Origin of the sequence: Allofournierella sp. CML151, from assembly GCF_027853465.1 — a bacterium.
Classification (GTDB): Bacteria; Bacillota; Clostridia; order Oscillospirales; family Ruminococcaceae; genus Allofournierella.
The window spans coordinates 24,107-44,715 of sequence record NZ_JAPNNW010000025.1; the positions used below are offsets into that span (position 1 = coordinate 24,107).

The window sequence follows — 20,609 nt, forward strand, 5'->3', positions numbered from 1 at the left end:
GACCTTTGACGATGAAAAAGAAAGTCTCTGTGAAAACCGTCCTCATCATGGCGGCCACACTGATCCTGCTGGCGATCTCGCTGTTCCCCTTCTACTACATGGTGGTGCAGTCGCTCCAGCCCTGGGATATGGTGGACAAGACCCTTGCTCCCACCAGCCTGACCCTGCGCAGCTATGAATACCTGATCGGCAAGGGCGGCGCCACCAACTCCATGATGTGGATTCGCGCACTGCTGAACTCGCTGCTGGTTTCTCTGCCCACCGCGGTGATCTCGGTGGCCATCGGCCTGGCCATGGGCTATACTCTGTCCAAGCTGGGCTTCCGGGGCGAGAAATTCATCATGGACTCTCTGCTGTTCCAGATGTTCTTCCCCACCATCATCCTGCTGGTCCCCCGCTACATGATCGCCAAGTCTCTGGCCAACACCTATGCGGGCATGATCATCCCCATGTGTATCTCCATCTGGGCCATCTTCATGTACATCAACTACTTCAAGACCGTGCCCGGCGCGGTGTTTGAGGCGGCCCGCATCGACGGCGCAGGCGATCTGCGCATTCTGTGGAGCATCGCTCTGCCGGTTACCAAGTCGGTGAGCACCATCGTGTTCCTGTCCATCTTCATGCAGCGCTGGAGTGAGCTGATGTGGGATATGCTGATCTCTCCCGACATCAAGATGCAGACCCTGAACGTGTTGATCTCCACCCAGTTCAAGCCCATGGGCGCCTTCCCCGGTCCCATGTACGCAGCGTCGGTGATCCTGACCCTGCCCATCATCATTCTGTTCCTGTGCTTCTCGAAATACTTCAAAGAGGGCATCAGCTTCATGCTGAAGTAACGACCGAAAGGGGTATCCTTGTATGAACATCAAACGTTGTGAAAAAAACCCGCTGATCTGTCCTTCCGACGTAAAGCCCAGCCGTCCGGACTTTAAAGTGGAGGGCGTGTTCAACTGCGGCGTTGCACGCTACAATGACCAGGTGATCCTGCTGTGCCGGGTGGCCGAGTCCGCCGTGGGCACCAGCGAGGACGAGGTCCGCGTGCCCGTAGTCGTAAACAACAACGGCACCGACCAGATCGACGTGATTACCTTTGTGAAGAGTGAGCATCCCGAGCTGGACTTCTCCGACTCCCGCGAGATTCACCGTGCCGGCGCGGCCCGCGGCAAGATCGTGAACCTGACTTCTCTGTCTCACCTGCGGGTGGCCCGCAGCACCGACGGCGTGCACTTCGAAATTGCCGATCATCCCTCCATCCTGCCCAGCTCCGAGGAGGAATCCTGGGGCATGGAGGACCCCCGCATCACCCAGATCGGCGATGTGTACTACATCAACTACACCTCGGTGACCCCAAACGGCCCCGCCACCTCGCTGATCAGCACCCGGGACTTTGAGCAGTTCACCCGCCACGGTGTAATCTTTGCGCCGGAAAACAAGGACGTGACCATCTTCCCCGAGAAGATCGGCGGCATGTACATGGCCTTCAACCGTCCGGTGCCCAGCGCCATCGGCGGCCCGGAAATGTGGCTGGCCAAATCCCCCGACCTGATCCACTGGGGCGAGCAGAAGCACTTCTGCGGCCTGTCCAAGGACAGCGAGCGCTGGGACAACGGCCGCATCGGCGGCGGCGCGGTACCCTTCCTCACCGACAAGGGCTGGGTGAAGATCTACCACGCGGCCGACCGGAACAACCGTTACTGCCTGGGCGCCTTCCTGCTGGACAAGGATGATCCCTCCCACATCCTGGCCCGCACCCGCGAGCCCATCCTGCAGCCCGAAGCCGAGTACGAGCGCAACGGCTTCTTCGGCAACGTGGTGTTCACCTGCGGCTGCCTGCTGGAGGGCAGCGACGTGGTGATCTACTACGGCGCAGCCGATGACAAAATCTGCCGGGTGGACATTCCCCTGCAGGACATTTTCGACGCGATGGAAACGGTTTGACCGCCTTTCGTCCATTTTTCGGGCCGGCAGCCGCTTTGGCTGCCGGCCTTTTCTTTACACGAATTGTTTTTAAAGTAAAAGCAGCTGCTGTTTCCCGTGGAGTAAATTGAATCATCCGCTACAAATATACTGGGAAATGTGATAAAATAAAGTGAATCAATGAAGCAAGAAAGCGGTGAGGCAACATGAAACGGAAAACTGCAACCATGAGGGATATTGCCGACCAACTGGGCCTGTCGGTAAACGCGGTCTCCCTGGCCCTGAAGGACCGGCCCGGCGTAAGCGACGAGACCCGCCGTCAGGTAATTGAGATTGCCCAGAATATCGGCTACGAGATCAAGCAGGCCAAACCGGCCGGACCCGCCCGCGTCCCGGGCAGCAAAAACATCTGCGTGCTGCTGCGTCACCGCTTTTTCCGGGATTTCCGGTTTTACGGCCGGATTCTTCTGGGCATCGAGGAGGCCGCCAAAAAGGACGGCTACGATGTGATCATCAGCTCCTTCGAAGCGGAGGAGGTACCCGCCAGCGTGCAGGAAAACCGGGTGTCCGGCGTGATCGTGGTGGGCTCCATCGACGACAATTTCCTGGCCCGGCTGATGGAATACAACATCCCCATCGTGCTGGCGGACCACCAGTCCAACTCACATCAGCTGGACTGCGTCGTATCCGACAACTACTTCGGCGCCTACCGCATGACCGTGGAGCTGATCCGCCGGGGCTATACCCGCATCGGCTTTTTCGGCGACCGGGAATACACCCCCAGTACCCGCGACCGCTTTCTGGGTGTACTCAAGGCCCTGCAGGACCATCTCAAGCTGAAGGGCTTCCGGGAATCGGTGGATTATCTGGAGCGCTTTTCCGCCTGCGGCGATATCGAAAACTACGTAATCCAGCAGGATGGCGCACATCTTCTGGAGCTTTACCGGAATATTCCGGAAAAACCGGAGGCTCTGGTCTGCTCCAACGACGAGCTGGCCATTCTGCTGATGCAGACCTTACAAAAGAACGGGATCTCGGTCCCTGAGGACGTGGGCGTTGCAGGTTTCGACGACATCGAGCCCGGCCGCATGGTCACGCCCCCTCTCACAACGGTTCATGTGCAGAAAAAGCTGATGGGGCAAAAGGCGGTGGAGCGCCTGCTGCACCGCATCGCCTGCCCGGACGAAATTCCGGTGAAGCTTGCACTGAGCGTTACGATCGTGGAACGGGAGTCCGTGTGAGACGATCTACGAAATGAGGAACTCTTATGAACGAATGGTGGAAGCACACCGTTTTTTATCAGATCTACATGCCGAGCTTCTGCGACGGCAACGGTGACGGAATCGGCGATTTTATCGGCATCCGTTCCAAACTGGAATATCTGAAACAGCTGGGCGTGGGCTGCGTGTGGCTCACGCCCTTTTATCCGTCCCCCAAGGTGGACCAGGGCTACGACGTTTCCGACTACGAAAACGTGGACCCGGACTACGGTACCCTGGAGGATTTCCGCGCATTTGTAAAGCAGGCCCATGCGCTGGGCATCCGGGTACTGGCGGACGTGGTGATGAACCACACCTCCACCGAGCACGCCTGGTTCAAGGAATCCCGCTCCAGCCGGTCGAATCCCAAGCGGGACTGGTACATCTGGAAGGAGCCGGTGAACGGAGCCGAGCCCAATAACTGGGAGTCCTTCTTCGGCGAAAAGGCCTGGGAGCTGGACGAAGCCACCGGCATGTACTACTACCACTCCTTCGCCAAGGAGCAGGCGGACCTGAACTGGACCAACCCGGAAGTGAAGCAGGCCATGTTCCGCATGCTGGATTTCTGGATCGACCAGGGCGTGGACGGCTTCCGGCTGGATGTGCTCAACAACCTTTCCCTCACCGATTGCCTGACCGACAACCCCACCGGGCCGGACGGTGAGCAGATTCATCAGTACGACGTGAACCAGCCGGGCATCCGGCAGTTCATGCGGGATCTGCGCACCCACGTGAAGCGCCGGGGAGACATCTTCCTGGTGGGTGAGATCAGCTCGGACAAGCTGGACGTGATCCGCCCCTACGCGGACGACGACCTGCTGGACACCACCTTCAACTTCAATCTGGGCAGCATGGAGCACTTTAACTTCGATGCCTTCGCCGCCGAGCTGGGCCGGATGGCCCGGGAGTACACCGGCGAGCACCTGCCCACCATCTTTTTCGGCAGCCACGACATGCCCCGCTTCCCCAGCCGCTTCGGCTTTGACGAGGCCCAGGCCCGCAATCTGTTCACCCTGCTCATGACCTTCCGGGCCTATCCCTTCATCTATTTCGGCGACGAGATCGGCATGGACAACTACGTCTGCCACAGCATCGACGATGCCCGGGACATCCAGGGCGTGATCGCCTACCACAAGGCAAAACAGGAGAACAAGCCGGAGGAGGAGTGCCTGCGGGCACTGAACCAGGCCAGCCGGGACCATTCCCGCAACACCATGTACTGGAGCGATGCGGAATGGGGCGGCTTTTCCACCGCCCGGCCCTGGATTGGCTGGCAGCCCCAGTCCATCCCCTGCGCCGAGGCCCAGCAAAAGGACCCGGATTCCCTGTTCCACTATCTGGCCGGTCTGGCCCGCCTGCGCACCGAACTGCCGGTGCTGTCCCAGGGCGACTGCCAGATCGAGTGCCCCGCGCCGCAGGTGCTTGTCTGCCGCCGCAGCATGCCCGGCCAGAAGCTGGTCTCGGTGATGAACTTCTCCGGCCAGCCCGCAGAGCTGACGCTGGAGGAGGGCTGGAGCCTGCACAAGACCACCTTGCCCGGCGCGGCGAAGCTGCAGGGCAACACCCTGGCGCTGCAGGCAAAGAGCGGCGCGATCCTTCTTTTGAATGAAAAGGAGGAGCAGGCATGATGCGCAAGGAACAGATGCTGAACATGGGCTGGCAGCTGCACACCGCCGGCCAGCCGGACTGGCAGCCCGCCCGGGTGCCCGGAACCGTTTACACCACTCTGTATGAGAACGGCCGCATCCCCGACCCCTACTGGCGGGACAATGCGGAAAAGCTGCTCCCCCTCATGGAGCAGGACTACGAATACCGGCTGGAGTTCGACCTGCCCGCCGGATACGAAACCGCTCCCCGGCTGCTGCTGCGGTTCGAGGGCGTGGACACCCTGGGCGAGATCACGTTGAACGGCCGTCTGCTGGGCTGCACCGACAACATGCACCGCACCTGGGAATTTGAGATCACCGACAACACGCTGCCCCGGGGCAACCAACTGCTGGTGAAGCTGGCCTCTCCCCTCAAGTACATCCGCGAAGCCTTCGCCCAATCGCCGGTGCGGGGCGCGGAGGACGCCATGGATGGCTTCGTCCATCTGCGCAAGGCCCACTGCATGTTCGGCTGGGACTGGGGTGCACATCTGCCGGATGCCGGTCTGTTCCGTCCGGTGGTCCTGGTAGCCGCCGACGTCCAGCGTCTGGGCGACGTGCTGGTGCGCCAGCGCCACAGCGAGAACCTGGCAGAGCTGGACCTGACCGTGAAAAACGAACAGGGCGCTGTGCCGGAATACCGGGCATTTTTGTACAGCCCGGAGGGTGAATGCCTGTTCCAGGGCGAAAACTGCCCCACCATCCCGGTGCCGAATCCCCGGCTCTGGTGGCCCAACGGCCTGGGCGAACAGCCGCTGTACCGGCTGCGGGTGGAGTTGCTGGACGGCGGCTGCCCGGTGGATGCCTGGGAAAAGCGTATCGGCCTGCGCACCCTCACGGTAAGCCGCAAAAAGGATCAGTACGGCGAGAGCTTCGCCCATCAGGTAAACGGCGTGGAGGTCTTCGCCATGGGCGCGGACTACATCCCGGAGGATCACCTGCTGGGCCGCACCAGCGCCGAGCGCACCCGCCGCCTGCTGGAGGACTGCAAGGCGGCCAACTTCAATCTGGTCCGCATCTGGGGCGGCGGCTACTACCCGGAGGACTGGTTCTTTGACTGCTGCGACGAGCTGGGTCTCATGGTCTGGCAGGACTTCATGTTTGCCTGCGGTATGTATCAGCTGACCGACTCCTTCGAGGCCACCATCCGGGCGGAATTTGCCGACAACATCCGCCGCCTGCGCCACCACGCCAGCCTGGCGCTGTGGTGCGGCAATAACGAGATGGAAATGTTCACCAAGGACCGCCAGTGGGTGGACGAGGACTGGCAGGTGCGGGATTACCTGATCCTGTTCGAGCGCATTCTGCCCCAGATGCTCCGTGAGCTGGACCCGGACCGCTTCTACTGGCCGGCCAGCCCCTCCTCCGGCGGCTCCTTTGACGAGCCCAACTCCCCGGACCGGGGCGACGTGCATTACTGGGACGTGTGGCACGGCAACAAGCCCTTCTCGGAATATCGAAAATTCTTCTTCCGCTACGTGTCGGAATTCGGCTTCCAGTCCTTCCCCTGCAAGGCCACGGTGGACACCTTCACCCTGCCGGAGGACCGGAACGTCTTCTCCTACGTGATGGAGCGCCACCAGCGCAACGGCGCGGCCAACGGCAAAATTCTGAACTACCTGCAGCAGACTTATCTGTACCCCAACCGGTTCGAGACGCTGCTGTATGCCTCCCAGATGCTGCAGGCGGATGCCATCCGCTACGGGGTGGAGCACTTCCGCCGCAACCGGGGCCGCTGCATGGGCGCGGTCTACTGGCAGCTGAACGACTGCTGGCCGGTGGCCTCCTGGTCCTCCATCGACTACACCGGCCGCTGGAAGGCGCTGCACTACGCGGCCAAGCGGTTCTTCGCGCCGGTGCTGCTCTCCTGCGAGGAGGAGGGCTGGCTCACCGACCCCAACCCCATGAACTGGCAGCATTTTGCCCCCCGCAAAACCTTCCGGCTGAATCTGTCCAACGAGACCCGCTGTTCCCAGACCGTCACGGTGCGCTGGGCCCTGCGAGAGGCGGACGGCTCGGTGCTGCGCCGGGAGGAGCAGCAGGTCACCGTGCAGCCTCTGAGCGCCCTGTGGCTGGACCGGGTGGAGCTGCCCGAGCTGGAGGAGCACCATCAGTACATCAGCTACGAGGCCGAGCAGGACGGCCGCATCCTCTCGGAGGGCACGGTCATCCTGTCGCTGCCCAAGTACTTCCAATACCGGCAGCCGAACCTGCGCTGCACCCAGGAGGGCGAATGGCTCACCGTTCACGCCGACGCCTACGCCCGGGGCGTGGAGATTCAGAACGAGGACGAAACCCTGTTGCTGGACGACAACTACTTCGACATGAATGCCGGAACCAAGCGGATTCGCATCCTGTCCGGCCATACCCGCGGCCTTCACTGCCGCAGCGTTTACAACATCGGCCGGGAGGAATGAGCGCTTATGGAATTTGAGGAACTGTATGAGCAGGCAAAGGCCGTTCTGGCCCCAAAACGGCTTTCGCCCTGGGCGGAATCCGGCGGCGTGGGTGCGGCCATCCTGACGAGGGACGGCAACGTATACCGGGGTGTCTGCATCGACACTGCCTGCTCCATGGGCTTCTGCGCCGAACACGCCGCTGCCGCCGCCATGATCACGGCGGGCGAGCATGTAATCGATAAAATCGTGGCCGTGAACTGGGACGGCAAGGTTCTGCCGCCCTGCGGCCGCTGCCGGGAATTTCTGAGCCAGCTGGCCGAGGAAAACCGAAACGCCCAGGTACTGGTGAGAGAGGGCGTTGTGGTCACGCTGGAGCAGCTGCTTCCCTGGGATTGGCGGGAAGCGGCAAACAACGACAGTCAATAATAGCCGGATACGGCGAAAGGATGGAACGATATGGAAATCAAGGAACTGTTTGCACGCTGGCTGGAAAAGGCCACGGAGGACGCAGACGTGGCGGCCGAGCTGGCGGCACTGAAGGAGAGCGGGGACGAGGAGGGCATCCAGGACCGGTTTTACCGGGAGCTGGAGTTCGGCACCGGCGGTCTGCGGGGCGTGATCGGCGCGGGTAGCAACCGGATGAACATCTACAACATCCGCAAGGCCACCCAGGGCCTGGCCAACTACCTGAACGGCACCGAGCTGCCCAAGCAGGTGGCCATCGGCTACGACAGCCGCATCAAGAGCGATGTGTTTGCCCGGGAGACCGCCCGTGTGCTGGCGGCCAACGGCATCACTGCCTGGCTGTACCCCCGGCTGGAGCCCACCCCGGCGCTGAGCTGGGCGGTGCGGTACCTGGGCTGCGGCGCGGGCGTCTGCGTGACTGCCAGCCACAACCCGGCCAAGTACAACGGCTACAAGGTATACGGCGCGGACGGCTGCCAGATCACCCTGGAGGCTGCCAAGCTGATCCTGGGCCAGATTAGCCAGGTGGACTGCTTCGAGGACGTGAAGCTGGCGGACTTTGACGCGGCTCTGGCAGAAGGCGGCATCCGGTACATTCCCGAGGAATGCCTGGACGCTTTCGTGGACGCAGTCTACGCCCAGCGCGTGGGCAGCGGCGAGGGCGTGGCGGACCTGAAGCTGGTCTACACCCCGCTGAACGGCGCGGGCCTGGAGTGCGTGGAGAAGCTGCTGAAGAAGCTGGGCGTGACCCACGTGGACGTGGTGGAGGAGCAGCGCCTGCCGGACGGCAACTTCCCCACCTGCCCCTACCCGAACCCCGAAATTCGCGAGGCCATGCAGAAGGGCCTGGAGCTGTGCGACCGGGTGAAGCCGGACCTGCTGCTGGGCACCGACCCGGACTGCGACCGCTGCGGCACCGCTGTGCCGGACGGCAAGGGCGGCTACCGCCTGATCACCGGCAACGAGATGGGCGTGATCCTGCTGGATTACATCTGCCGCACCCGCAAGGCCCAGGGCACCCTGCCCGCGGCTCCTGTGGCGGTGACCACCATCGTCTCCACCGACATGGCCACCCCGGTTTGTGAGAAGTACGGCGTGGAGCTGCGCCGCACCCTGACCGGCTTCAAGTTCATCGGCGAGCAGATCGGCCTGTTGGAGAGCGAGGGCACCCCGGAGCGCTACATCTTCGGTTTCGAGGAGAGCTACGGTTACCTGTCCGGCGGCCATGTGCGGGATAAGGACGCGGTGAACGCCACCCTGCTGATCTGCGAGGCGGCCGCCTGGTACGCCAAGCAGGGCAAGACCCTGCTGGATGCCATCAACGGCCTGTACGACGAGTTCGGCTGGTACAAGAACGACCTGCTCAGCTTCGCCTTCGAGGGCGAGAGCGGCATGCACACCATGCAGCAGCTGATGAAGGACCTGCGCAGCAATCCGCCCAAGGCCATTGCGGGCCTCGAGGTGGAGCAGCTGGTGGACTATTCCGCTGAGGGCACCGGCCTGCCCAAGGCCGACGTGCTGGAGTTCCGTCTGGCGGGCAAGGCCAAGTTCATGGTGCGCCCCTCCGGCACTGAGCCGAAGATCAAGGTGTACCTGTCCGCCGTGGGCGAGAGCGGAGCCGCCGCGGACGCGATCAACGAGAAGATGGCCGCGGCTGCCAAGACCATGATGCAGGCGTAAAGGCTGAAAAGGAGTGTGCGTAAAATGGCGATTCTGAAACTGAAGCCGGAATGCAAGGATTACATCTGGGGCGGCGAGAAGCTGCGCACCGACTTTGGCATCGAGAGCGATCTGAAGCCTCTGGCCGAGGCCTGGGTGCTCTCCTGCCACAAGGACGGCCCCTCCACCATCGTGAACGGACCGGACGCAGGCCTGACCCTGCCCCAGTACATGGAAAAGCACGGCAAGGCGGTGCTGGGCACCAACTGCGAGCGGTTCGAGGATTTCCCCATCCTGACCAAGTTCATCGACGCGAAGGACAATCTGTCCATCCAGGTGCATCCCAGCAACGAGTATGCCCTGGAGCACGAGGGCCAGTACGGCAAGACCGAGATGTGGTATGTGCTGGACTGTGAGCCGGATGCCTTCCTCTACTATGGCTTCGACCATGAGATCAGCAAAGAGGAGTTTGAGCGCCGCATCCAGGACAATACCCTCACCGAAGTGCTGAATGCTGCCCCGGTGCACAAGGGCGATGTATTCTTCATCCCCTCCGGCACCCTGCATGCCATCTGCAAGGGCATTGTGATCGCCGAGATCCAGCAGAATTCCAACGTGACCTACCGGGTGTACGACTACGGCCGCGTGGGCGCGGACGGCAAGCCCCGGGCGCTGCACGTACCCCAGGCGCTGGCGGTGACCCAGTGCGTTCCGCCCCGAAAGGATTGGAATTTTGACGGACATCTGGTAAAATGTGAGTACTTCACCGCGGATGTGATGAACGGCGAGGGCAAGGGCGTCTGCGGGCCGGAGAGCTTTGTGAGCTTTCTGGTCACCGAGGGCAGCGGCGCCCTCACCTGCGGCGGCGAGACCCTGGAAATCAAGAAGGGCGACAGCCTGTTCCTGCCCGCCAACAGCGGCGAATGGACCCTTTCCGGCAGCGCCACCACCCTGGTTTCCTGGATGACCGGCGAGGCCTGAGCGGATACAAAAACTCACACAACAAGCAAAACGGAGGATGATCGCAGATGAAACCCTACAAGATCGGCATTGATCTGGGCGGCACCAACATCAAGGCAGGCGTGGTGGACGCGGACAACCACATTCTGGTCAAGCTGTCCTGCCCCACCGGAGCGCAGCGCCCCTGGAAGGAGGTGGCGGACGACATCGTCCGTCTGGCTCTGCAGGCGCTGGAGCAGGCCGGCGTGAGCCGGGAGGACTGTGCCGGTGTGGGCATGGGCTGCCCCGGCACCGTGAATGCCGAGACCGGCGAGGTCATCTATTCCAATAATTTCGCCAACTGGGAATATCTGCCCCTTGGCTCCTATCTGACCGAATCCCTGGGCATGCCGGTGAAGATGTCCAACGACGCCAACTGCGCAGCGCTGGGCGAATGCGCCGCCGGTGCGGCCCAGGGCAGCGCCAGCGCCGTACTGCTCACGCTGGGCACCGGCGTGGGCGGCGGCGTTGTCTGGGACGGCAAGGTCTTTGAGGGCGGCCCCGGCGGCATGGAGCTGGGCCACACCCAGCTGATCCACGGCGGCGAGCTGTGCACCTGCGGCCGCAAGGGCTGCATCGAGGCTTACTGCAGCGCCAACGCCCTGATCCGTCAGGCACAGCGCGCCGCTGAGGCTGATCCCGCCAGCATGATGAACCAGCTGTGCGGCGGCGATCTTTCCAACATGAACGGCAAGATCCCCTTCGATGCCGCCCAGACGGGTGACAAGACCGCCCAGGCCGTAATCGACCAGTATCTGGTCTGGCTGGGCGAGGCCATCACCGACATGGTGAACATCTTCCGTCCCCAGGTGGTGCTGATCTCCGGCGGCGTTTGCGCTCAGGGTGAGGTACTCACCAAGCCCCTCACCGAGTATGTGCAGGAGAACGCATTTGCCGGCCGGCGCATTCCCACGCCTCCGGTGCGCATTGCCAGCCTGGGCAGCGATGCCGGGCTCATCGGCGCAGCCTGCCTGGTCAGCTGATTTTCCGCATTTTGAATCACAAAAAGGCCCGCACGGCAAATGCCGTGCGGGCCTTTTTTCTGCATTTCGCAGAGAGTAAGAAGAGCGAAAAGCCGCCGCTCCCGGATGCGAAACAGGATCAGCGGCTTTTGTTAGGAGGGCTTAAGAATGAATCAGACCAGTTCCTTCACGATCTTCATCAGGTTGCGTACTTCCTCCGGCTTGGTGTTGCCGGTCTCCTTGTCGATGATGGAGGTGTACACGTGAGGGATTACCTTCTGCACACCGGCATTCAGGATGATCTCCATGATCTCGCGGAAGTTCCCGGGATCAATGCCGCCGGTGGGCTCCAGGACAAAGTCGTTGCGGGCGCAGGCCTCCGCCACGGCGCGCAGCTCCTCGCGGCACTTCAGGCCGCCCATGGGGAAAAACTTGATGGAATTGCCGCCCATCTCGCGAATCATGGCGATGGCGGTGTCCGCCGGAACATTGGCGGGCTCGGCGCAGTCCTTGGAGATGGGGCCGGTGGAGATCTTCACCATATCGGGAATACCGGCGGGAGATACCAGAGCGTTGATGTGGCTCCAGTCATTGTCCACGTTGGCGCGGGTGTAGCCCACCGCGGAGAACACCTGATTGAAGTGGTTTGCCTTGATCTCCTTGGCAATATCGGCCACGGCCTTCCACTGCTTGGGGTTGCCGCCGCCCAGACCAACGGACAGATTGCCTTCCAGCACTTCCATGTAGCGCTTCATGTCCTCCACGGCGCTCTCCACGTCGGGATAATTGGCGGACAGCACGCCTACTTCCACATGGCCCTCAGCGGCCTCATACAGTTCCTTCGCGTTCTCCACGCTGCCGCCCAGCACGTTCAGGCATACGCGGTCATGATAATAAGCAATTGCCATAATGATCAACCTCCAATGATTTCCTTCAGGCGTTTCACAATCAGTTCCTTGTCTCCCTCCACCATGGGCCGGGGGTCAAAGTCGATTTTGCCCAGATTCAAAAACTCGGTGCGGGCGTAGATGGAGGGATTGCCCTCCCGCAGCTGGCGGTTGATCTCCTCCATGGTGCACCCGATCTCAACGGCGGGGTCCAGGGTCACCCGGGCGCGGTAGATGGCGCGGCCGGCCTCGTCCTGAATCTCCTGGGCCTTCAGCCCGGGGATCTTGCCGATTTCCTCGCACAGGTAGCGCACCTTTTCCCGGTTTTCCCGTACTTCCTTTTCGTGGTCCTTGTTCTCGTAGCGCTCCAGCGCCTTCAGCAGACCCATGATGCCTTCCTTGCCAATCTTCATGGGGCGGCCGATGCCGTGGTACTGCTTCTTCACCCAGTCAATGTATTGCTTTTTGCCGGTCACAAAGCCGGAGGTGGTGGCTTCCAGCGCCTTCGCGCCGCTATAGACCACCAGGTCCGCGCCCAGAGCGATGTACTTGCGGAAGTCTTCCTCTGCTGCCGCATCTACCATCAGGGGCAGGCCGTGCCGGTGGGCAATGTCCCGCATGACCTCCAGCGAAACCATGCCCTTCTGCACGCAGTGGTGGCTCTTCACATAGAACAGCGCCACGGTCTTGTCGGTGATGGCGCCCTCGATGTCCTCGGGCACCACCTCGTTGGCGGTTCCGGCCTCCACCGGAACACCGCCGCCCAGACGGATCATGGTGGGCATGGGCGCGCCGTAGTGCACGCTATGGCCCTTCTGGATCACGATCTCGTTGGCAAGGCCATCCGAATTGGGCAGCCGGTCCATGAGCACCTTGTTGCCCTTGGTGATCAGGCCTGCGATGGTCAGGCAGATGGCCGCCGAAGCGCTGGATGTCACGCAGCTGTCCTCGCCGCCGGTGTAGCGGGAGATAATCTCGCCCGCCTTGTCGATCAGGTCCTCGATCACCACGTAGGACTGACCGCCCGCGATGGCCGCCTGAGCCACCTCGTCGCTCAGGGTGGATACACCCAGAATGGTCATGCGGCCGCTGGCATTGACCACCCGTTTCAAGCCGATTTCTTCATAAACGTTCAACAAAAACGCCCCGCTTTCTCAACTTACAGGAAGATGCCGCCAAACAGCATGGCGCCCAGGATGGCACCGCCGGCCAGCTCCTTGCCCCACTTGTAGAAGATGGCGCCGATGCCGGCGTACACATCATACTGGGTGGCAGCCACCACGATCAGGGGAGCCAGATAACGGCCGATGGCGTTGCCCGCGCCCATCATGATGCTGGTACCGCCCACGGCGACGCCTTCCGGCACAGCTTTACGGATGAGCATGATCACGCCGCCCATTACCAGGCCGATCACAGCGCCCACCAGCAGGGCAACCGGGAAGCTGGAGAAGGGGAACTGCCAGCCCATGGACAAAAACAGCGCGGGGATACCGATGCCGACACCGGTCTGCAGGGTGCCGCCGATGTCCATCAGGCCAACCAGAGGACCTTCCAGCACACGGGCAATCAGGAAGCCGGCAGCAAAGCCAGCGGCAGCGGCGTAGTCACCGCCGTCCATGCCGTCCTTCAGCATGGCCACGATGGACAGGTCGTTAAAGGCACCGGTGCCCAGGTTGATGAACATGTAAGTACCGGCGAAGATGGCAGCCGCAGCGCCCATCACCAGCAGAATAAAGGTGTTGTCCTTCATCATGAAGGCGTCGAACTTATCCCAAAAGGTTCTTTTTTCCATAGTGTTATCCATGGTTTTCGGGATAAGCAGGTGATAAAAAGGCTGCTCGAGCGTGAACGGAGAAAAGAACGCAAGCAGGAAGCTGGAATCCTGCCACGGCCCAAGGGACGGCCGAGAAAAGATGCTGCGCCAAGAGACATTGCGGCCGAACAGGCCTATGAGATCCAACGGCTTCGCATGGAGAATAAACTACTGCGGGATTTTCTGCGCTTCACAGAAAGGAAGTGAGAGCAAAGGTAAAGTATCATATCATCTATCGTCATAGGACAGAGTATCCAGTGGCAGTTATGTGCAAATTCTTTGGAGTGTCCAGAAGCGGCTACTATGCTTTTGTCCATCGCCTGGGCAAGCCGGAGAAGGACGCCGCACTTGCAGAACTTATCGCACAACAGCGAGAACGCAGCCTGCGCACCTACGGGTACCGGCGGATGTGGTTATGGCTGAAACGTCAGAATATCTTCCGCAACCCCAAAACCGTGTTGCGGATCATGAAGAAATATGATTTGCTCTCAGAAATCCGCCGACGCAGGAAGTGGCAACAGATGGGGCAGCAGGTACACAAGTACAAGAATCTGTTAAACAGGGACTTTCATGCGGATAAGCCCAACAGCAAATGGGTAACAGACATCTCTTACATTCACACCAAGCAGGGCGTGCTGTACCTGTCTGTGATCCGGGACATCTATGACAACAGTATTGTGGCTTACAAAACCGGAACAGAACAAACGGTGAATCTGATTCTGGACACCATTCGTCTGGCAATAAAGCAGGAGAAAAAGAAGGTCGCTGCGGAGTTGCAGCTCCACAGCGACCAGGGTGCTCAGTACGCCTCACAAGCATATTTTGAGCTAACTAAAACATACGGCATTACGCCATCTATGTCAAGACGCGGAAACCCTTATGACAACGCAATGGCGGAGAATTTCTTCTCTATCCTCAAAACAGAATGTATTTACCGCCTTAAACCAGCCAACTTCTCAGAAGCCAACGAAATGATTGACCGCTATATCCACTTTTACAACCACGAACGCATCCAGTTAAAGACTGGAGAGGCGCCGCTTGCGCGGCGCCTCTCCACCTAAAGCTTAATATTTCCTACCAGGGCTCTTTTTTGTACTGTCTGCACAACCTGGGGCAGTTCACAAATTTGTCAGGAGGGCGCTTTTATTTTTTACTGAATCCGTTCAGAATCCCTTATTTGCGGGGGTTCTTGATAGCAGCCTGCCCTGTTCCAATTCTGCCGCTGATATGTCCCCATTCGGGTTTCCCTCCTGATCCAGCAGGAAGGGCCGGTCGGGAGGTTCGTCTTGTATGTCGGGCCATGCGCCCGGGAATAAATTGCTTTCCAGCGAGATGCGGGGGTATTCCTTTCGCCCGGTGGCTTCGCAGAAAACCGTCTGGGGCTGCGGGGCCAGATCCAGTGCCCAGGCAAACCGGGTGCCGTCTATGGGAACCACCTTCTTCACAAAGGTCTGAATGAACCACTCGCTCACCTTGCCGTCGGTGAAGGTCACCGCTTCGCACAGGGAAGCCTCGATGGCGTCGATGTCCAGCCCGCCGTCCTGGCTTTCTCGGGCCAGCAGCTCCTCCCGCTCCCGGGTGGCCCGGCTCTGCTGGGCGCTGATCTCGTTGCTCTGTTCCAGAAACTGCTTCAGGGTGATCTGGTTGGATGCCTTCATCAGAATCAGGTTGTTCAGTTTTTCGTTCAGTCCGTCGATGCGTTTGTCCAGTGCGTTTAGCTTGGCCGGATCGGCGGTCTCCCTCTGGTAGCAGGCACTCAGCATCCGGCAGGCCTCCAGAACCGCCTCCCGGCGACTGCCCCACACGGCTTCAAATATCTTCACCGCCATCAGCTCCAGCTTCCACTCCGGAAAATCCTTTAAATCACAGAGTCCCTCCGGCAGTCCGTGCTGCTGCAAAAACTGAAGGCTTCGCTTGGTGTGGCGGTAACATTCAAAGCCCCAGGTCTGGGTGCCGTCCGCCTTGGTCTGCCACAGACAGCGGCGGAACTTTGCCCCGCAGCTGCACACCAGCTTGGTGACCCACACATTTTTTGCAATGGTGCCGCCATACCGGCGGGGCTTTCCGTTTTCATCCAGCAGATGTCGGGTGCGCCCTTTCCGGATGGCATTGCATTTGTACCACAGCTCCTCGTCGATAATGGCGGGGAAATCCCCCTTCACCATCACATAGGTATCCTCGTCGGTGTTGTTCACCCGCCGGTGCTCCAGATAATCCACCGTCCGTGACCGGTTGTACACGCAGTAGCCCATGTAGGTGGCTTTCCGCAGCACCCGGGTCACCTTGCTGGCATCCCAGTTCACATGCCCGGCCCCGTCCTTGCGCCCCTTTTTCATCAAGGTTTTGGCCACCTTGGTCAGACCGTCCCCGGTGGCGTACTGCTCAAAAATCATCCGCACGGTTTCGGCCTGCTCCTCGTTGATGACGTAGGTGTTGTTGGCCTTGTCCAGGTCATAGCCTAGAATATTTCCGTTGCCGTACAGCACCTTCTTTTCCCGGCTCATCCGCTGTCCGGCCAGCACCCGCTCGCTGATCTTGCGGCTTTCCTCCTGGGCCAGCGTGGCCATCAGCGACAGGCGGAGCTCACCGTCGTTGTCCATGGTCCAGATACCATCGGCGGCAAAGTAAACCTCCACCCCCAGCTTGGCCAGTTCCCGGGTGTAGGAAAGGGTGTCTACCGTGTTCCGGGCAAATCGGCAGACCTCGCGGGTTACGATCAGGTCGAATTTTCCGCTTTTGGCGTCTTCGATCATCCGCAGAAAGGATGGCCGTTTTTTCGCCTGCGTTCCGGTGATGCCCTCGTCCACATACTGATCCACCACTGTCCAGTTGGGATGGCTGGAGGACAGCTCCTGATACCATTCCATCTGATTGTCCAGTGCGGAAATCTGAGCCTCATGTTCAGTGGATACCCGCCCGTAAAATACCACCTTGCGCGGGCGGGCCCGGTCTTGTTTGATGTTGTTCATAGAACTGTCCTCCTTTTGTATGCGCCCATTGTAGCGCAGTTTTTTCTCCCTGAGAAATGTACAAATCCAAATTCACTGTTCGGATGAGGGCGGTGCGCCATAGGTGGCGCAGACGCATTCGTAGGTCGCCCGCTTGATGGCTCCCTGCTCATACAGCAGGGCGATCAGCTTGAGGGCAATGTATCGGGAATCCACCACGGCGTCAGGCATTGTTGTTCGCCTCACTTTCCATGGGGATGGCCTGCCGGGGCAACACCGCGTGCTGCATCGCCAGCAGAGTGTGGTCCAGAGCCTGCAAGGTGTTTTGCAGGGCAAAGGGATCAGTGCCGTTTTCCGGTCGCGCCGGGGCATTGGTCAGGCAGAGCTGAATCTGCCGGAGCTGGCGCATCAGCGCCCGGTAATCGGCGGGCGGAAGCTCCACCGGTACCCGGTGTGAGATCAGCAGGCGAAGATAGGTTTCCCGGGACAAGCCGGTTTTGGCCACATTGTCATTCAGGCGGGCCAGTTCGCCCTCGGTCAGACGGATTTTTACTTCTTTCTTTTTCATCAATGGTTCCTCTATTGCAACAACGCAACAATGCACGAGTCAGCAGTTTTTGCTGCCTTGGCATGATGCGCTGCGTGATTTCATGGTTGTTCTTCCAGCTGCCACAGCCAGCCGTCTTTGATTCGGATGCTCTTGATTGGCAGATTGCTTTTGGCCAGCTCCACGGTCCGTTTGCTGATGCCCTGCCGGGAAAAATGCAGGACGATCTCCTTGTGGCTCACCGGGCCATTTTGCAGCAGCTGTAAAAGCCCTTGTTCCGCCTGCTGCTGTTTTGTGGGCGCAGCAGGCCCCTGATCACCGTTCAGCAACTGGTCTGCATCCGCTTCTTCCAGCTGGTCGAGCCATTCCACATGGTCGGTCACCTCCAGCAGCAGTCCATTGCCTGCGGGGGCAAGATTGCTCTTGACCGGCACCAGCACCCGCTGGGTGGGGGACTTGCGGTATTTGGTCACCGTGAGAATGGAGCGCACCGCGCCGGCCACATCAATGGAACCGCTGGTGCGGTACAAAGCCGAGGTTCCGTTCATCTTGTTCATATGTGCCACGATCAGGACGGCGCAGCCGGTGCGCTGGGCCATGGAGTACAGGCTGCGGAAGGCGCTGCGTACCTCGTTGGCCTGGTTCATGCTGACCGATTCGCCAATGTACGCGGAAAGCGGGTCCAGAATCAGAAGCCGGGCATTTTCCTGCCGGACGGCGGCTTCCAGTCGGGCATCATCGAAACGCAGTGGCGTTTTTGATTCGTCGATGATCTTGATGCGGGTGCAGTCTGCCTGCGCCCGCTCCAGACGGGGCTTTATGGTGTCGGCAATTCCATCTTCCGACGTCTGGTAAAGAATTGTAATCGGTTCGTTTGCCTGCGGGGAAAAGGGGAGAGCTGCCCCGGTGGAAAGCATTGCCGCCAGCGACAGCGCCACCATGGTTTTGCCGCAGCCCGGGTCGCCCTGTAAGATTGTAATTTTGCCATAGGGAATGTAAGGATACCAAAGCCAGTTCACCTCCTCGGTTGGAATGTCTGCAAAGCAGAGGATTTCTTGGTCGTTCGTGAGAGTCACCTCCATTAATATTAAATTTCACGAACCCGCCCCGCCGCGCCGCGGGCAGGATGACAGGCCCTGCATGGCTGCGCGGACGCGACGGGAACGCGGATCATTGGGGAACATGGATATTCAGTTGTCAAGGTGCCGTGAACACAAGATACCACGGCTTGACCGAAAATGCTATATGTGTTATCTTAAATTCATGTAATGTTGAAATTACACAATAAATTTGTGCCGATACACATGAAAAAACGGTCTTGTTGAGCCATTTTTTGAGGTTTTTAAAAAAGCGAGGATTTTACGATGTCCACAAGTTTTGTGTTCCGTTTTCAGGAAAAGCAGCTGTGTCTGCCCACCCTGATACACCGCGATCCGCCCCCGGAGCAGACAAAAAAAGAACCCCGCCGAAGCGGGGAACGGAGATCTGTAATCGAAGTAATGAACCAGATTCAGCAGAACACGAAAGACCCGGAATATGTGGAGCACAACCAGGCCCGGATCTGGATCGAAGAATCCTGTGCTTTGGGCGATCTGGTGTTTGCCGGGCTGGATATGCCCTGGCAGGAATTCTACCAGAAGGCCCAGTCGCTGCTCCAGCAGTTTTCCGGGTGCGTGATTTCGGTCAATGCGGAGCTGCTGGAACAGACGGACTGGCGGAATTACCAGCCCCCGGAACCAGCGGAACCCGCTGCTACCGAGACGAAAAAACGCAGATCGTTTTTCAGCCGGTTCTCCAAAGCGCCGGAAGAGACGCGCCCTGCGGAACCTCAGCCGGAACCGAAACAACCGGGCCGCAGCATCCGGCAGGCATTGGAGCATCCGGAACAGGCCCTTTATTATCAGCTGGCCCAGCTGTATCAGGAAATCCAAACCGCGCTGGGGGATTATCCGGCCATGCAGACCTTGCTGGAGCAGTATTGCACCCAAGCTGCCTCGGACGTTTACCACCAGATGCTGAAAAAACTGGGGTTCCACAACCTGACGCCGGAAGAGCAGGGTCTGGTTGCGGAAAATGGATTCGGCAGGATTCTTCAGCAGGAGATCCAGCTCTGCTATGCGCTGGAACAGTCCAGCGAGTGTGTGGAGCGGTATCTGGCCTGCTGGCCCAAGCCGGATGCAACCATGGTGAGTTATGCCGATATGGATGACCGGGAGTTGAGTGCCGCCGCGTATACCTCGCTTTCTTTACTGGCCGGTCAGCTGAAACAGCTGGCAAGTTTTCAACCATCTCTTGCAAGTCTGGTGGAATACACACTGGCCGCAGCAGACGCCGACCCGGAAAAACCGGCAGATTACCGCTATGGAGATGCGCTGATTACAAACCATCGGGCCGCAGTGGAAGGGAACCGGCTGTACGAAAAGCTCCACATGCGGATGCTGGGGCGACTGTCCATGCCGAAAGAAGACCCGAAAGCCCGAAAGCATCCAGACATCGCCAGCCGTTCCTATCTGGTGGCAGATTGCCTTACCTCGGTGGTGATGGCGGAATTCGTGCAGATGTGCGCTCAGCACCAGACCGTCCGCCCCTGCCAGCGGTGTGGGAAGCTGTTCGTGCCCTTCAGCGGCACCGCAAAATATTGCAGCCGGACAGCACCTAATCAGAGGAAATGCACCTGCAAAAAAGCCGCCTCAGACGAGGCGGCGGAACAGAGCCAGCGGGAAAACCCAGCCCTGAAACTCTATACCAAAATCGGCAACCGGCTCAACACCGGCCTTTCCCGTGTGGAAGGGCTTACCGCCGAGCGCCGCAGCAAGGTGATGAAATACTGGCGAGCAGAAGTAAAACCGCTGGTGCAGCAATTCTCCGCCGAAGGGGAAGACTTCGACGCCGCGGCATTCGAGCAGCTGCTCACCGACCATTTCGACGATGTATGGAATCGCAAAAAAACGGAATGGGCCAAAAAGAAGAAGAGCACATGAGCCCAAAGCTGGTTCAAAAACAATATTCCCTTTTACTGGTAGCGAAAGATCAAAGCGCTATATGGAAAGTGGAAATTTTGAAAAAACGTTTCCACCAAAAAGGCGCCACAGCAATAACTGTGGCGCC

18 protein-coding genes are annotated in these 20,609 nt (G+C 59.8%); 11 read left to right on the top strand and 7 right to left on the bottom strand.

Going from position 1 to position 20,609, the window contains the following annotated elements:
• Positions 1 to 11: 11 nt before the first annotated feature.
• The 9 genes from PH256_RS13765 (at position 12) to PH256_RS13805 (ending at position 11,327) form a co-directional block, all read left to right on the top strand.
• Positions 12 to 836, top strand: a complete 825-nt coding sequence (locus PH256_RS13765) for a carbohydrate ABC transporter permease (protein WP_087184514.1) — start codon at positions 12 to 14, stop codon at positions 834 to 836.
• 22 nt (positions 837 to 858) lie between these two features.
• Entirely contained in the window at positions 859 to 1,938 is a 1,080-nt protein-coding gene (locus PH256_RS13770) for a glycoside hydrolase family 130 protein (protein WP_270914626.1), read from the top strand.
• Positions 1,939 to 2,123: 185 nt separating this feature from the next.
• Positions 2,124 to 3,158 (top strand): LacI family DNA-binding transcriptional regulator, encoded by a 1,035-nt coding sequence (locus tag PH256_RS13775; protein WP_270914627.1) that lies wholly within the window; start codon positions 2,124 to 2,126, stop codon positions 3,156 to 3,158.
• A gap of 26 nt (positions 3,159 to 3,184) precedes the next feature.
• Complete coding sequence (locus PH256_RS13780; protein ID WP_270914628.1) at positions 3,185 to 4,804, top strand: glycoside hydrolase family 13 protein; 1,620 nt, start codon at positions 3,185 to 3,187, stop codon at positions 4,802 to 4,804.
• Complete coding sequence (locus PH256_RS13785) at positions 4,801 to 7,239, top strand: beta-mannosidase (protein ID WP_333766445.1); 2,439 nt, start codon at positions 4,801 to 4,803, stop codon at positions 7,237 to 7,239. The genes PH256_RS13780 and PH256_RS13785 overlap by 4 nt, the downstream gene beginning before the upstream one ends.
• Before the next feature lie 6 nt (positions 7,240 to 7,245).
• Positions 7,246 to 7,647, top strand: coding sequence for a cytidine deaminase family protein (locus tag PH256_RS13790; protein WP_270914629.1), 402 nt, complete (start codon positions 7,246 to 7,248; stop codon positions 7,645 to 7,647).
• A 30-nt stretch (positions 7,648 to 7,677) separates the two neighbouring features.
• Positions 7,678 to 9,366, top strand: a complete 1,689-nt coding sequence (locus tag PH256_RS13795) for a phospho-sugar mutase (RefSeq protein WP_270914630.1) — start codon at positions 7,678 to 7,680, stop codon at positions 9,364 to 9,366.
• Between the two features lie 24 nt (positions 9,367 to 9,390).
• Positions 9,391 to 10,326: a type I phosphomannose isomerase catalytic subunit gene (locus PH256_RS13800; RefSeq protein WP_270914631.1), complete on the top strand. Its 936-nt coding sequence runs from the start codon at positions 9,391 to 9,393 to the stop codon at positions 10,324 to 10,326.
• Positions 10,327 to 10,373: 47 nt separating this feature from the next.
• A complete protein-coding gene (locus tag PH256_RS13805; RefSeq protein ID WP_270914632.1) occupies positions 10,374 to 11,327 on the top strand; it encodes an ROK family protein in 954 nt (317 codons plus the stop codon).
• Positions 11,328 to 11,479: 152 nt separating this feature from the next.
• Here PH256_RS13805 and dagF read toward each other — a convergent pair whose 3' ends face one another.
• The 3 genes from dagF to PH256_RS13820 are packed head-to-tail and all read right to left on the bottom strand — an operon-like array spanning position 11,480 to position 13,985.
• Positions 11,480 to 12,214 (bottom strand): 2-dehydro-3-deoxy-phosphogluconate aldolase, encoded by a 735-nt coding sequence (gene dagF / locus PH256_RS13810; RefSeq protein WP_270914633.1) that lies wholly within the window; start codon positions 12,212 to 12,214, stop codon positions 11,480 to 11,482.
• A gap of 5 nt (positions 12,215 to 12,219) precedes the next feature.
• On the bottom strand, positions 12,220 to 13,329 hold the full coding sequence (locus PH256_RS13815) for a DgaE family pyridoxal phosphate-dependent ammonia lyase (protein WP_087184506.1): 1,110 nt from the start codon (positions 13,327 to 13,329) through the stop codon (positions 12,220 to 12,222).
• Positions 13,330 to 13,352: 23 nt separating this feature from the next.
• The gene (locus PH256_RS13820) at positions 13,353 to 13,985 is read right to left on the bottom strand and encodes a DUF4310 family protein (protein ID WP_270914634.1); all 633 of its coding nucleotides are present in this window, start codon (positions 13,983 to 13,985) and stop codon (positions 13,353 to 13,355) included.
• Positions 13,986 to 14,263: 278 nt separating this feature from the next.
• Here PH256_RS13820 and PH256_RS13825 point away from each other — a divergent pair, with 278 nt between their 5' ends.
• Entirely contained in the window at positions 14,264 to 15,067 is an 804-nt protein-coding gene (locus PH256_RS13825) for an IS3 family transposase (protein ID WP_270914635.1), read from the top strand.
• A gap of 102 nt (positions 15,068 to 15,169) precedes the next feature.
• Here PH256_RS13825 and PH256_RS13830 read toward each other — a convergent pair whose 3' ends face one another.
• The 4 genes from PH256_RS13830 to PH256_RS13845 form a co-directional block, all read right to left on the bottom strand.
• Positions 15,170 to 16,975, bottom strand: coding sequence for a recombinase family protein (locus PH256_RS13830; RefSeq protein WP_270914636.1), 1,806 nt, complete (start codon positions 16,973 to 16,975; stop codon positions 15,170 to 15,172).
• Positions 16,976 to 17,047: 72 nt separating this feature from the next.
• Positions 17,048 to 17,185, bottom strand: a complete 138-nt coding sequence (locus tag PH256_RS13835; RefSeq protein ID WP_270914637.1) for a hypothetical protein — start codon at positions 17,183 to 17,185, stop codon at positions 17,048 to 17,050.
• Complete coding sequence (locus PH256_RS13840) at positions 17,178 to 17,522, bottom strand: plasmid mobilization protein (protein WP_270914638.1); 345 nt, start codon at positions 17,520 to 17,522, stop codon at positions 17,178 to 17,180. Before PH256_RS13840 ends, PH256_RS13835 begins: the two co-directional genes overlap by 8 nt.
• A gap of 80 nt (positions 17,523 to 17,602) precedes the next feature.
• Entirely contained in the window at positions 17,603 to 18,520 is a 918-nt protein-coding gene (locus tag PH256_RS13845) for an AAA family ATPase (RefSeq protein WP_270914639.1), read from the bottom strand.
• A gap of 480 nt (positions 18,521 to 19,000) precedes the next feature.
• Between PH256_RS13845 and PH256_RS13850 the strand changes: the two genes are divergently transcribed.
• On the top strand, positions 19,001 to 20,482 hold the full coding sequence (locus tag PH256_RS13850) for a DUF6076 domain-containing protein (protein WP_270914640.1): 1,482 nt from the start codon (positions 19,001 to 19,003) through the stop codon (positions 20,480 to 20,482).
• Positions 20,483 to 20,609 lie beyond the last annotated feature (127 nt).